Source organism: Pacificibacter marinus (assembly GCF_018860505.1).
Lineage (GTDB): Bacteria > Pseudomonadota > Alphaproteobacteria > Rhodobacterales > Rhodobacteraceae > Celeribacter > Celeribacter marinus_B.
On record NZ_JAHKPU010000019.1, the window covers coordinates 55916 to 68653 of the forward strand.

Annotated in this window: 12 protein-coding genes; 8 read left to right on the forward strand and 4 right to left on the reverse strand. The window is 52.6% G+C overall.

Features of this window, described 5'->3' with window-relative positions; all coding sequences use genetic code 11:
• Positions 1-61: 61 nt before the first annotated feature.
• From KO503_RS05415 to KO503_RS05425, 3 genes are all read left to right on the forward strand, one after another.
• Complete coding sequence (locus tag KO503_RS05415) at positions 62-1294, forward strand: bifunctional alpha/beta hydrolase/OsmC family protein (protein WP_215990548.1); 1233 nt, start codon at positions 62-64, stop codon at positions 1292-1294.
• 118 nt (positions 1295-1412) lie between these two features.
• Positions 1413-1964, forward strand: a complete 552-nt coding sequence (locus KO503_RS05420; protein ID WP_215990549.1) for a hypothetical protein — start codon at positions 1413-1415, stop codon at positions 1962-1964.
• Positions 1965-1973: 9 nt separating this feature from the next.
• The gene (locus KO503_RS05425; RefSeq protein ID WP_215990550.1) at positions 1974-2492 is read left to right on the forward strand and encodes a hypothetical protein; all 519 of its coding nucleotides are present in this window, start codon (positions 1974-1976) and stop codon (positions 2490-2492) included.
• A 4-nt stretch (positions 2493-2496) separates the two neighbouring features.
• On the opposite strand, the gene KO503_RS05430 is transcribed toward KO503_RS05425, so the two are convergent.
• Complete coding sequence (locus KO503_RS05430; protein ID WP_215990551.1) at positions 2497-2946, reverse strand: GAF domain-containing protein; 450 nt, start codon at positions 2944-2946, stop codon at positions 2497-2499.
• A 162-nt stretch (positions 2947-3108) separates the two neighbouring features.
• Between KO503_RS05430 and purB the strand changes: the two genes are divergently transcribed.
• The 4 genes from purB (at position 3109) to KO503_RS05450 (ending at position 7644) form a co-directional block, all read left to right on the forward strand.
• Positions 3109-4416, forward strand: a complete 1308-nt coding sequence (gene purB / locus KO503_RS05435; RefSeq protein ID WP_215990552.1) for an adenylosuccinate lyase — start codon at positions 3109-3111, stop codon at positions 4414-4416.
• Positions 4417-4598: 182 nt separating this feature from the next.
• Positions 4599-5714, forward strand: coding sequence for a flagellar motor switch protein FliG (locus tag KO503_RS05440; RefSeq protein WP_303504382.1), 1116 nt, complete (start codon positions 4599-4601; stop codon positions 5712-5714).
• Positions 5715-5781: 67 nt separating this feature from the next.
• Complete coding sequence (locus tag KO503_RS05445) at positions 5782-6672, forward strand: DMT family transporter (protein ID WP_215990553.1); 891 nt, start codon at positions 5782-5784, stop codon at positions 6670-6672.
• A 51-nt stretch (positions 6673-6723) separates the two neighbouring features.
• On the forward strand, positions 6724-7644 hold the full coding sequence (locus KO503_RS05450; RefSeq protein ID WP_215990554.1) for a lysophospholipid acyltransferase family protein: 921 nt from the start codon (positions 6724-6726) through the stop codon (positions 7642-7644).
• A gap of 6 nt (positions 7645-7650) precedes the next feature.
• On the opposite strand, the gene KO503_RS05455 is transcribed toward KO503_RS05450, so the two are convergent.
• Positions 7651-8232: a hypothetical protein gene (locus KO503_RS05455; protein ID WP_215990555.1), complete on the reverse strand. Its 582-nt coding sequence runs from the start codon at positions 8230-8232 to the stop codon at positions 7651-7653.
• 170 nt (positions 8233-8402) lie between these two features.
• Positions 8403-9188 (reverse strand): DUF1223 domain-containing protein, encoded by a 786-nt coding sequence (locus KO503_RS05460; RefSeq protein ID WP_215990556.1) that lies wholly within the window; start codon positions 9186-9188, stop codon positions 8403-8405.
• 304 nt (positions 9189-9492) lie between these two features.
• Between KO503_RS05460 and acnA the strand changes: the two genes are divergently transcribed.
• Positions 9493-12183 carry an aconitate hydratase AcnA gene (gene acnA, locus KO503_RS05465; RefSeq protein WP_215990557.1) on the forward strand — a complete coding sequence of 897 codons (2691 nt, stop codon included), beginning with the start codon at positions 9493-9495 and terminating at the stop codon, positions 12181-12183.
• Between the two features lie 159 nt (positions 12184-12342).
• Here the strand turns inward: acnA and KO503_RS05470 are convergent, their stop codons facing one another.
• On the reverse strand, positions 12343-12549 hold the full coding sequence (locus KO503_RS05470) for a hypothetical protein (RefSeq protein WP_215990558.1): 207 nt from the start codon (positions 12547-12549) through the stop codon (positions 12343-12345).
• Between the last annotated feature and the right edge of the window lie 189 nt (positions 12550-12738).

Here is a 12738-nt window from a genome sequence, read left to right on the forward strand (position 1 = left end):
ATGTGTCTTGCGATCGGAGTTGAGACACGCCAATTTCGTTTTAAACGCAAAGGATCACAACATGCCCACCGAAAAGCTCACCTTCACCGGCCACGGCGGTCATCAATTGGCCGCGCGTCTTGATTTGCCCACGGGACCACATCACGCCACGGCGCTGTTTGCCCATTGCTTTACCTGTTCCAAAGACATCCCTGCCGCACGGCGCATTGCCGGGCGTTTGGCGGCTATGGGCATCGCGGTGTTGCGGTTTGATTTCACCGGTTTGGGCCATTCAGAAGGCGAGTTCGAGAACACCAATTTTAGCTCAAACGTATCCGATTTGGTTGCAGCCGCTGCGGCCTTGGCCGAGCGCGGCATGGCGCCTTCCTTGCTGATTGGGCACTCGCTGGGCGGAGCTGCGGTGATCCGTGCCAGCCAAGAATTGCAAGGCATCAAAGGCGTTGTCACCATAGGTGCGCCCTTTGATCCTGAACATGTGACCCATAATTTTGGCGATGCTTTGCATGAAATTATCAAAGACGGAGTGGCATCGGTCAATTTGGGCGGGCGTCCGTTTCGCATCGGCAAGCAATTTCTAGATGACGTCGCAAAAGGCGCATTGACGCCTGCGCTTGGCAACCTGAAAGCCGCTTTGTTGGTGTTACACGGACCGAATGATCGGATCGTTGGTATTGATAACGCCAGTCAGATTTTTTTGGCGGCAAAGCACCCTAAAAGCTTTGTCACTTTGGATGATGCGGATCATTTGATCAGCCGCGCCAGCGATGCAGAATATGCAGCCGACGTGATTGCGGCGTGGTCGAAACGCTACCTGCCTGCCCCGATCGAAGCCGTGAACCCCGCCATCCCAGAAGGCATTTTGCGCGTTACAGAAGCGGACCCGAACGGATTTTTACAAGACATTCAATCGGGTGAAAATCATCTGTTGGCTGATGAGCCGATCAGCTTTGGCGGCACCAACAAAGGCCCCTCGCCTTACGGTTTGGTGTCGGCGGGCTTAGGGGCTTGCACGTCTATGACCATCCGAATGTATGCACGGCGCAAAAAATGGCCGCTGACGGGGGTGAGCGTCGATATCAGCCACGCCAAATGCCATGCCTCAGAGACGGCAAACGCGGGCGCCTCAAGCGCCGCCCCGAAAAGCGCTGAAAAGATCGACACGTTCGAGCGCATCATTACTTTAACGGGAGATCTGGACGAAGATCAGCGCGCCAAGCTGTTAGAGATCGCGGATAAATGCCCTGTACACAAAACATTGGAACGGCATTCTACGGTTAAAACACGACTGGCTTAGGCGTTGGCGCGCGCGGACAAGGCGGCCTCCGCGCGCACCTAAACTTTGACAGCCTCTTGTCAGATTTTGGCCTTGATCATCAGTTAATCATAGGGTCAGTTTCAATCAGAGATGTCGCATGGCCTTGTTTTCAAAAGACTATCACCCCTTGGATTCCCGCCACCCTAAAAACCGTAAGGGCGCGCAAGCAGGCACTTACGGGGTGCAAACTGTTACATCCAAGGTGCGTGCGACCCCTGTGAGCAGCACTCAGGCAGATGAAAAACAAATTCACCCCGCCTCGACAAAACCCCAGAAGTTTCAGCGCAAACTGTCACAGGTGGAACAAATGAACGCCTTGGTGGCTGAAACCCAAGCGCGAGCGCGCCAGCACAAGCGTCAACCGCAAACGGCATCGCCTTTTTCGTCTTCCACGGCTTCCTCACACAAAGGCGAGGCGATGACGGTTCATAAGGTGGTCCCCTCAACCCCAAAACAGCGCAGCAAGATCAGCAAAGGCTTTCAAATCCTTTCAAATATCGACCGCAACATCCGCATCGGTATGCTCATCGCGGTGGTGGTCTATATTCTGACCAACCCTGCAATGCTATTCGACCTGACATCCTTGGCGACCAGTGGCTCACTCACAGGTGGCATGAACACAATGCCAAATGTCCGCTCGAATTTTTAGGAGACCCCGATGTTTGCCAAAACCTTTCATCCCGCGGATTCACGTCACCCCGACAATCGTGCCAAAACCAAAGAGATGAAAGCGCGGCGTTTTGGCGAAACCCGAAGCGCCAAACACGCACAGACCCGTGGCGGGGTATTCAACACGCAAACAGCGGATGATATCCGCGCGGCATTGTCAGAGGTCGAAACCGCCCCCGTTGTTGATCTTGCGGCACAAAAGCGGCTGAAAAAACGATTGGTTGATCCAGCACGCAAGCAAGGCGAGAAAGCATTTTGGCAAAGTCAGCCGTGGTGGTTGCGTGTGGGCCCTTTGAGTATTTTAAACCAGTTTCGCGCCATCGATGCGGGGGAAAAAGCCGCCGGCACACCGGCTTGGTTGCGCGTTATCAGTCTGCCCACAGCCGTTTTACTGATGTTTGCCTTGATGCGGTTGGATGTCACCGGCGAACAGTTCAATGCGGCCTTATTTGGGTTCACTCAATGGATGTTGAGCATCGCCAACGCCATCTTGGCATGGGTCACGTAACCACCTACGCGCCGCCAATTTCACGAGATGCATCCAGTGCGAGTTGCGACATGCTGTGTGCGCCAGCCTCAACCGCATTGACATCAGCCTCGTCCCAACGCCGCGCATGGTGATGCAAAGCGGAAATACCGCCAACGGCCACCTCGTTCAAATGAAACGGCGTGCCAATATAAGCCATGATCCCCATATCCTCGACAGCACCGGTTTTGCCCACCAAAGGGTGGGACAGCGTGTCATCAATCACCAAGGTTTTGTTCATATCAAACACCATATGGCCGATGGTGTATTTGGGCGGCAAAATACGCCCAGCCTCACGCCCGATAAGACCGTCGATGAGGCAAATAACGTGAAGATCCTCCCCTTTCATCAGCCAAATGGCCACGCTAGAGGAATGGACTTCGTTGTGAACAGTCTCAGCGATGGCTCTCACTTGTGGGTTGTTGAATTCAAACATTAACTTTTCCCAGTGCGTCGTCCCCGTAAAAGATAACATAGTTTGACCTGATTCTTTATCAAACATTGACCTAGATCGTGAGAACCCGCTGTTCCTCTTGCCCCGACGCGCTGTTCGTTCTAAAGACGCGGCAACTCCACAGAAGCTAAAAAGGGCAAGCCTATGATCCCCCGTTACTCCCGCAAAGAGATGGTCGACATCTGGGAACCCGCAACAAAATTCAAAATCTGGTACGAAATCGAAGCACACGCCTGCGAAGCCATGGCCGATTTGGGTGTGATCCCACGCGAAAACGCTGATGCGGTTTGGAAAGCCAAAGACGTTGAATTTGACGTGGCGCGTATCGATGAAATCGAAGCCGTAACCAAACATGACGTCATCGCGTTCTTAACGCATTTGGCCGAACATGTCGGCTCTGATGAGGCGCGTTTCGTGCACCAAGGCATGACCTCGTCTGACGTGCTTGACACCTGTTTAAACGTGCAGCTTGTGCGCGCGACCGACATCTTGATCGAAGACGTCAAAGGCTTGCTTGCCGCGTTGAAAACACGTGCGTTTGAGCATAAAAACACCGTCCGCGTTGGTCGCAGCCACGGCATCCACGCCGAGCCCACCACAATGGGTCTGACCTTCGCGCGTTTTTACGCCGAAATGGACCGCAACTTGGCCCGTTTGATCGCTGTGCGTGCCGAGATTGCTACGGGTGCTATTTCTGGCGCCATCGGCACATTCGCCAATATTGATCCGCGTGTTGAAGAACATGTCTGTGCGCAACTTGGCCTGACGCCTGAGCCTATTTCCACCCAAGTGATCCCGCGTGACCGTCACGCGATGTTCTTTTCTGTGCTCGGTGTGATCGCCTCCTCGATGGAAAACATCGTGATTGAGATTCGCCACATGCAGCGCACCGAAGTTTTGGAAGGTGCGGAATTCTTCTCCATGGGCCAAAAAGGCTCGTCTGCGATGCCGCACAAAAAGAACCCGATCCTCACAGAAAACCTCACAGGCCTTGCACGTCTTGTGCGCATGGCTGTGATCCCTGCGATGGAAAACGTGGCCTTGTGGCACGAGCGTGATATTTCGCACTCGTCCGTTGAACGCACCATCGCGCCAGACGCGACCATCACTTTGAATTTCGCGCTTAAGCGTTTGACTGGCGTGATCGAAAAGATGCTCATCTTCCCTGAAAACATGCTCGACAACATGAACAAATTCCCAGGTTTGGTGATGTCGCAGCGCGTGCTTTTGGCGCTCACTCAAGCGGGTGTGTCTCGCGAAGACGCCTATTCCATGGTGCAGCGCAACGCCTTGCAAGTCTGGGAACATCGCCTTGATTTCCAAGAGCTTTTGCTGGCGGATAAAGATGTCGTTGCCGCTCTTGGCGTGGATGAGATCAAAGAAAAATTCGACATGGGCTACCACACCAAACATGTTGATACGATCTTCAAACGCGTGTTCGGCCAATCCTAAGAGGGGCCGCCCCCTTTACAGATCATGTCATGCTACAGACGCCCGCACGGTTTAGCCGCTTGCGGGCGTTTTTCTGTAAATTCTTCTCAAATTTATTGCAATTTCAGTCCTCTGGTAGCTTTGCGTTAAGGTTGATCGTGCACCTTCATCAAAAGGCATGAATCAACACATGAGGCATCGGCGTGGACGGACTTCCCCAAGACTTTGGCGACATGGGCGCCTTACCCGATCTTGGGGCCTTTGAGGGCGGCAATGCGGGAAACATGGGGGATTTCGATCTGCCTGACCCTGTTCTACGCGTGCCAACACAACTGTCGAAAAAGGCCAAGGCCGCGGTGATCGTCAAACTGCTGGCTGCCGAAAATATCAAACTACCGCTGTCGACTTTTCCCGAAAACATGCAAGTCGAACTGGCCCATCAGCTGACAGATCTGCGCCATATAGACAAAGAAACGCTCACCTCAGTTGTTGAGGAATTCTTGGCAGAACTGGAAGCCATCGGCCTGTCTTTCCCTGGCGGGTTAGAGGGTGCGTTGAGCGTGCTTGATGGCGCAATCTCACCGGCAACCTCGGCAAAACTGCGTAAGAATGCTGGGTTTTCTTTGACCGGTGATCCGTGGGAACGTATTGCCGAACTTGATGTCACCCGCGTTTTGCCGATTTTGAAAGACGAAAGCGTCGAAGTGGGCGCTGTGCTGTTGTCCAAACTCAAAGTGTCCAAATCTGCACAATTGCTGTCGATGTTGCCGGGGGACCGCGCGCGGCGCATTGCCTATGCCATATCGCTCACCTCTGGCGTCGCGCCTGACGTGGTGCAACGCATTGGCATTTCCATCGCGGCCAAACTGGATGCGCAACCTGCGCAAGCTTTCTCGGATGCACCGACCGAACGTGTCGGTGCCATTTTGAATTTCTCGGCCTCAGCCACCCGCGATGGCGTGCTCGAAGGATTGGATGAAACCGACAAAGAATTCGCAGAAGAAGTACGCAAAAACATCTTCACCTTCGCCAATATCGCCACCCGTGTAGACGGGCGTGACGTCGCAAAAGTCGTGCGCAGCGTGGAGCAAGAGGTGCTGATCAAAGCCCTTGCTGGTGCCAGTGGCGATGCGGCGCTCACGTCCGAGTTCATTTTGACCAACATGTCCAAACGCATGGCAGACGGGATGCGCGAAGAAATCGAAGCGATAGGAAAGGTCAAAGCCTCCGACGCAGAAGACGCCATGAACGCAGTCATCGCGGGCATTCGCGACCTTGAAGGTGCGGGAGAGTTGTTTTTGCTGACCGGAGACGATTAACCCCTGTGCGCAGCCGACGCATGATCACCAATGGACAAGTCACAAGCTCTGCCCCTAAAGTCCCCCCATGAACTGGTTTTCACGTCAATCCATCGCCTCACAAGGCATTCTCTTTGTTATGATATCCGTGTGTTTCTTTTCACTGATGGATGCTGTAGCCAAACAGCTTGGGCTGATGGTGGATGTCAGCCAAATTCTATGGGCGCGTTATTTCGGACAGCTTGTTATTGTGCTGATACTGTGTCGCAAACGCACAGTTTCTCTGCTCAGAACCTCTCATTTGGGCCTGCAAGTGTTGCGGGCTTTGACTCAACTCAGTGCTGCTGCCTGTTTTTTCATTGCGCTGCAAAATCAAGGTCTGGCAGAGGCCACAGCAGTTGCCGACCTTGCCCCTGTGTTGATCACCCTTACTGCCGCTTTGGTTCTGGGCGAGCGTATTGGTTTGCGCCGCATGATCGGTATTTTTGTTGCTCTTTTGGGGGCAATGATCATCATACGTCCTGGGTCTGATGTCTTTTCCCTCACGTCTCTTTGGCCTTTGGGCACCGCTGTCAGCTTGGCTATTTTTTCCATCATCACGCGTCATATCGGCCCCGCGGAATCGCCTCTGACGGGGTTGCTGTATTCAGGTATCGTCTGTGCTACGATTATGTGCGTCATAGCGCCGTTTTACTGGACCACTCCGACCCCCATGACGACAGTGATGATGATCAGTGTCGGCGCCATCGGCACCGTTGGGCAATTGATGATGATCAAGGCCTATGCCGTGGCCCCCGCCTCAATTGTGGCCCCCTTCACCTATGCGGGTTTGCTATGCGCCACCATATGGGGCATTTTATTTTTCGACCAATGGCCGGATCTTTGGACCTGTGTTGGCGCACTTGTGATCGTAACTGCGGGACTTTATGTATGGCACCGAGAAACACGCGCATCGCACGGACTTCAGAGGCAAACTTAGGATGATTGCACAGTTCCTGTCGTCCCCTTGGTGCGCCATAAGAGGTACTCGATGATTATCAAACGCGGCGATACAGAGGGGAGTCTGACCGACTACCTTGCCTACCTCGCATTGCGTGGATTGCTTGAAACCGCAAAGCTCTTGCCTTTTTCCTTGCGGCTCAAAGTGATTGGAAGCACCACTGCACACCTCATTGCGCCTTTGGCGGGATATTCCAAACGCGTTCGTGAAAATTTGGCTTTGGTGATGCCAGATTTACCAAAAAGCGAAGTCAAACGCCTTATGCACAGTGTTCCAGCCAATGCAGGCCGAACCTTGGCAGAAGTCTATTCTGGCGCGGATTTCAAATCACGTGCCAAAACCGCCAAGGTTTCCGGCGGCGGATTAGACGCCTTAGAGCAGGCTATGGCCCAAGGCCAAGGGGTTATTTTTGCCTCTGGCCACTTTGGCAACTATGACGTGCCTCGTGCGGTATTGTCAGAACGCGGGTTTAAAGTCGGGGCGCTTTACAAACCTTTCACCAACCCGTTTTTCGATGTCTACTACCGACGGACCATCGGAGAGATTTCACAACCGATCATTCCCTCGAAAGACCGTTCGGGTCTGGTAAAAATGATTCGATTTTTGAAATCAGGCGGTATGATCGGCATGTTGGTCGACGTGCATACAGCGCGCGCGCCAGCGTTGCAATTTTTTGGAAAACGCGCAGCAACTGCAACGTCGGCTGCCGATCTGGCACTCAAGCACAATTTGGCGCTTGTGCCGATTTATGGCATCCGACTGGACGATCACGGGCACTATGAATTGGTGATTGAGCCGCCCATTGCGCACACAACGGCCCCTGAAATGATGCAAGCGGTGAACGATTCTATTGAACGCCAAGCACGAGCGCATATGGACCAATATTTTTGGATCCACCGGCGTTGGAAGGCTGAAACCAGACAGGCGCGCATCGATGAGACGCGCCCTTAAAGCAGTTTACAAAATCACATCTGCAATGAGGCCCACGGTGATCGCACCAATGGGTTCGTTGGTGATCGGATCTGTAATCGTATAGGACACTTGGACTTGGTAGACCCCGATGGATTCATCGATTTCCAATTCAGAAATGTGCATCGCCCCATCCCCTTTTCCATAAGTATCAGAGTGCTTGGCCTCATCGCCTTGCCAATAATCAGAGGTTGCAGAGGAAGCAGCAACATTCAATCCATGGGCATCCATAATAAACACTTCAGTGATTGAGCCGCCAGCATCGGCCACACGGTGGCGCAAAAAATCTGCTGCATCATTGTTCACAACGGCATCAACAAGAGGATGCGTGTCGGTTTTCACCTCTGCACGCCACTGTTTGTCTTTGGCGATGATATCGTCAGGCGTCAGGGCCTCATCGACCACATTGCGCACGCGAATGGCGCTGAGCAGCGCCTCATCCGAAACCCAATGCACGACCTCGTTTTCAAAGAAGGTCTTGATGATCATTGTCTGCTCTGCCTCTAGCGCCTGCGCCGTGTTCACGGGCATCAACAAGGTGAGAACGATCAGTAAATGTTTGAGAGTCATGAGCGCTTTCCTTTTAAATCTGCCATTGAAAATGACAGAAATATATAAACGAAAGATTTCACATTTTCATTTTAACTGTGCTGATGTACGGGCGCTGAATTTTACAAATGGACACGTTTGCCAAAGCATATTCACTTTAGCCAAAGCAATGTGGTCCGCAGGCGCAGGCGTCATTTAACCTGCAAGGCCGCCATGATTTCACCGGGTAGACCGTTTACATTTTGTTGCACGATAACAACGACGGGGTCAGCTGTGGAAATATCTGCATTTAAGTGCAAAGGAGATGCGCCATCCCAATCGCCAACATGCATCCAAGAGGTCACGATATTGGCGTAATCTATTGACTTACCAGCATTTTCACCCACGCGAATGGTCACGTTTTCATGAGGCCGATAGCCGACCACTTGTACCTTGAGATCGTGTAGATCGCTTGGGTGCGCATTTGTGTTGTTAAGGGCAATGGACAAGGTGTCGCCAGACCGCACAGCCGATACATCAAGGCGAGAGTCCGCGAGTTTGCGTTTGTGATCCGTGACCAAATCAGCCAGTTTCATTGGCTTAAATCCGACGATATGGTCTTGGCCTCCAACAATCATTTGCGGCGTGTAAATTGTGCGATGCCCTGCAGAGCGAGCATAAGCGCGCTGGCGTTCGGTGAAACGCGGATCGGCAAAGATGTCTTTCCAGCCGATATAATCCCAGTAATCGACATGCAGTGCCAAGGGCAAAATATCGTCACGCTTGGACAGTTCCATCAACAGCGCATCGGCAGGTGGGCAAGACGAACAGCCTTGCGAGGTGAAAAGCTCGACCACAACAGGATAAGGCATGGGCTGATCTTGCGCCGCAGTTTGTTGCGCAGGAACCGAAAGCGCAAAGCACGACAGAAGGAGCGCAGAAATGCGGGACTTAACCGAAAGACGGATGGGTTTGGGATATTCTGTCGCGTATGTCATGCTGGCTCCGAATGCTGTATGATACTCTTAACGCTTTGCAGGCTCTCAAGCCAATCAAGCAATTGCGAGAAAGCGTTACAGAATCTTAAATAGACTGTGATTTAAGCGCGATCACGGGGTCAGATCTGGTTCGAATGGCCTTTAAACGGGATCATTAAGGCGCAATAAAGCCTGACAAAAATACTTATTTTGCCGATTGTGTACAATGGCATACTAAAAACGACAGATGCCTCTTGATTGGACTCAACGGATGGGTCAAAAGCAAGCAAGCCAATTCTTTTTCATGCACCAAGGGAGCTCGCCCATGACAGTTGTTGTCGGACATGACACAGCCAAAACACGTCGCACACTCGACGTAAACGGCAAAAAAATCTCATACTACTCAATTCAAGCCGCCACAGACGCAGGCCTTGGTGATTTCACCAAATTGCCAGCCGCTTTGAAAGTTGTTCTTGAAAACATCTTGCGCTTTGAAGACGGTGGATTTTCTGTTTCCACAGATGACATCAAAGCCTTTTCTGAATGGGCTGATAAGGGTGGCAAAAATCCCCGCGAGATCGCGTACCGCCCTGCCCGCGTATTAATGCAAGATTTCACCGGCGTTCCAGCCGTTGTGGATTTGGCGGCGATGCGCGACGGGATCAAATCTTTGGGCGGCAGCGCTGCCAAGATCAACCCACTTGTGCCAGTTGATCTTGTGATCGACCACTCTGTGATGATCGACGAATTTGGTAACCCACGTGCGTTCCAAATGAATGTTGACCGCGAATACGAGCGCAACATGGAGCGTTACCAGTTCCTTAAATGGGGTCAGACTGCGTTTGAAAACTTCCGCGTCGTACCTCCGGGAACAGGTATCTGTCACCAAGTGAACGTGGAATACCTCGCGCAAACCGTTTGGACAGACAAAGACCAAAACGGCGAAGAAGTGGCCTACCCTGACACGCTCGTTGGTACAGATTCCCACACAACAATGGTCAACGGTTTGGCTGTTTTGGGTTGGGGCGTTGGCGGTATCGAAGCTGAAGCTGCGATGCTTGGTCAGCCGATCTCAATGCTCATCCCTGAGGTTGTTGGGTTCAAACTGACTGGCGCGATGCTGGAAGGCACAACAGCGACCGACCTTGTGTTGAAAGTTGTTGAAATGCTGCGCGCCCACGGCGTTGTTGGTAAATTTGTTGAATTCTACGGTGACGGCCTTGATCGCCTGCCACTGGCGGATCGCTCAACAATCGCCAACATGGCACCTGAATACGGCGCGACATGTGGCTTCTTCCCAATCGATAACGAGACCATTCGTTACCTGAAACAAACAGGCCGCGACGAAGATCGTTGTGACTTGGTTGAAGCCTACGCCAAAGAAAATGGTTTCTGGCGTGGTGCTGATTACGCGCCGATCTATTCGTCTACACTTGAGCTGGACATGGGCGAAATCGTCCCTGCGATCTCTGGCCCCAAACGCCCACAAGACTACGTGGCGTTGACTGCATCCAAAGCTGCATTTGCAAGTGAAATGGCGGATACGTTCAAACGCGAGCAAGGTAAAGAAGTGGCTGTTGCTGGCGAAGATTACACCATGTCTTCGGGTAAGGTTGTCATCGCCTCCATCACATCTTGTACAAACACATCAAATCCTTACGTGATGATCGGCGCTGGCCTTGTGGCCCGCAAAGCGCGCGCTTTGGGTCTGAACCGTAAGCCTTGGGTGAAAACATCATTGGCACCGGGGTCACAAGTTGTGACCGAATACTTGGAGGCCGCTGGCCTGCAAGAAGATTTGGACGCCATCGGGTTCAACCTCGTAGGCTACGGCTGTACGACCTGTATCGGCAACTCCGGCCCGATCCAACCTGAGCTGTCAGATGCGATTGCCGAAGGCGATCTCGTGGCGACAGCTGTTTTGTCTGGCAACCGCAACTTTGAGGGTCGTATCAGCCCTGATGTGCGTGCCAACTACCTTGCATCTCCGCCCCTTGTGGTGGCCTACGCTTTGGCAGGCGACATGAATATCGATCTGACAACTGAGCCTTTGGGCACAGATAAAGACGGCAACGATGTCTACCTCAAAGACATTTGGCCAACGAACGAAGAAATCTCTGCGCTTGTTGAACAGACTGTCACACGCGAAGCCTTCCTTAAGAAATACGCTGACGTGTTCAAAGGCGATGAGAAATGGCAAGCTGTCGAAGTTTCGGGCTCCGAAACATACGATTGGCCTGTCAGCTCGACCTACATCCAAAACCCACCTTACTTCCAAGGTATGGCTGCGGAAAAAGGCACAATCAAAAACGTTGAAGGCGCGAAAGTCTTGGCGATTTTGGGCGATATGGTCACCACAGACCACATTTCTCCTGCGGGCGGTTTCGCGCAAACCACACCAGCGGGTCAGTTCTTGATGGAACGCCAAGTGGCCCCGCGTGAGTTCAACTCATACGGCTCTCGTCGTGGTAACCACCAGATCATGATGCGCGGCACCTTTGCCAACATCCGCATCAAGAACGAGATGCTTGACGGCGTTGAAGGCGGCTACACCAAAGGTCCAGATGGCGCGCAGGCGGCTATCTATGACGCGGCTATGGCCTACCAAGAGGCTGGCACAGATCTGGTGATCTTCGCGGGCGAACAGTACGGTGCGGGATCTTCTCGTGACTGGGCGGCCAAAGGCACAGCGCTTTTGGGTGTCAAAGCGGTCATCGCGCAAAGCTTTGAGCGTATTCACCGCTCTAACCTTGTGGGCATGGGCGTGGTTCCGTTCGAATTCACCGGCGGCGACACCCGCACCTCTTTGGGTCTCACTGGCGATGAAACCGTGTCCATCACGGGCCTCGATTCAGTGTCACCTTTGCAAGAGCTGCCATGTGAGATCACCTACGCTGACGGCACTGTGAAAACCATCACTCTCAAATGCCGTATCGATACAGCGCCAGAGATCGAATACATCGAAAACGGCGGCGTGCTGCACTACGTGCTGCGCAACCTCGCCAAAGAAGCGTAAGTTTTTACGCCTTAAAAACTCAAAAAGCCCCGCCAATCTGGTGGGGCTTTTCAGTCTTCGACTGTTTTAATCGGCACGACATCGCCCAGAGACACCTAAACATCTTGGCCTCATGTCTCCTTCGCCCCAAAGGCTTCAAATATGGCCTGCTGCATCGTGTCAGACACAGGGCCATCCATCGGAATAAATTCCCCTTTTGCCTGCTTTTGCCTGCTTTTGACTGCGATATGCTGCAAATTCGTCGTCCCCAACAGTGCCATCGCCATTGGTGTCCAACTCAGAAATATCCAACGTCAAATCAGCGACATCTCCTAAATCACCCGGCGCAGCGTAAGCGGTCGTCGATTGTACGGGTCCCAAGTTCATCACAAGTCCTTTCTACACATGTCTTAATTAACATGCCTCGAAGTTTTGCAAAAATTCATTACAGTTTTCCTAAGACGGACGCAGATCACGCCTCGCGCTTACATTGCTCGTTAAGTCGCCGCATGAAAGTGCATCTTCGCAACAAGTCTGGCCCTCGACATTGACTCCCCCTCCCCCCACACAGTACCA

Excerpts from the sequence above, each read along its gene's own strand:
- KO503_RS05455 (WP_215990555.1), bottom strand. The coding sequence starts at position 8,232 with ATGACTCTCAAACATTTACTGATCGTTCTCACCTTGTTGATGCCCGTG.
- KO503_RS05445 (WP_215990553.1), top strand. The coding sequence starts at position 5,782 with ATGAACTGGTTTTCACGTCAATCCATCGCCTCACAAGGCATTCTCTTT.
- KO503_RS05470 (WP_215990558.1), bottom strand. The coding sequence starts at position 12,549 with ATGAACTTGGGACCCGTACAATCGACGACCGCTTACGCTGCGCCGGGT.
- acnA (WP_215990557.1), top strand. The coding sequence starts at position 9,493 with ATGACAGTTGTTGTCGGACATGACACAGCCAAAACACGTCGCACACTC.
- purB (WP_215990552.1), top strand. The coding sequence starts at position 3,109 with ATGATCCCCCGTTACTCCCGCAAAGAGATGGTCGACATCTGGGAACCC.
- KO503_RS05420 (WP_215990549.1), top strand. The coding sequence starts at position 1,413 with ATGGCCTTGTTTTCAAAAGACTATCACCCCTTGGATTCCCGCCACCCT.
- KO503_RS05460 (WP_215990556.1), bottom strand. The coding sequence starts at position 9,188 with ATGACATACGCGACAGAATATCCCAAACCCATCCGTCTTTCGGTTAAG.
- KO503_RS05430 (WP_215990551.1), bottom strand. The coding sequence starts at position 2,946 with ATGTTTGAATTCAACAACCCACAAGTGAGAGCCATCGCTGAGACTGTT.
- KO503_RS05415 (WP_215990548.1), top strand. The coding sequence starts at position 62 with ATGCCCACCGAAAAGCTCACCTTCACCGGCCACGGCGGTCATCAATTG.
- KO503_RS05450 (WP_215990554.1), top strand. The coding sequence starts at position 6,724 with ATGATTATCAAACGCGGCGATACAGAGGGGAGTCTGACCGACTACCTT.
- KO503_RS05425 (WP_215990550.1), top strand. The coding sequence starts at position 1,974 with ATGTTTGCCAAAACCTTTCATCCCGCGGATTCACGTCACCCCGACAAT.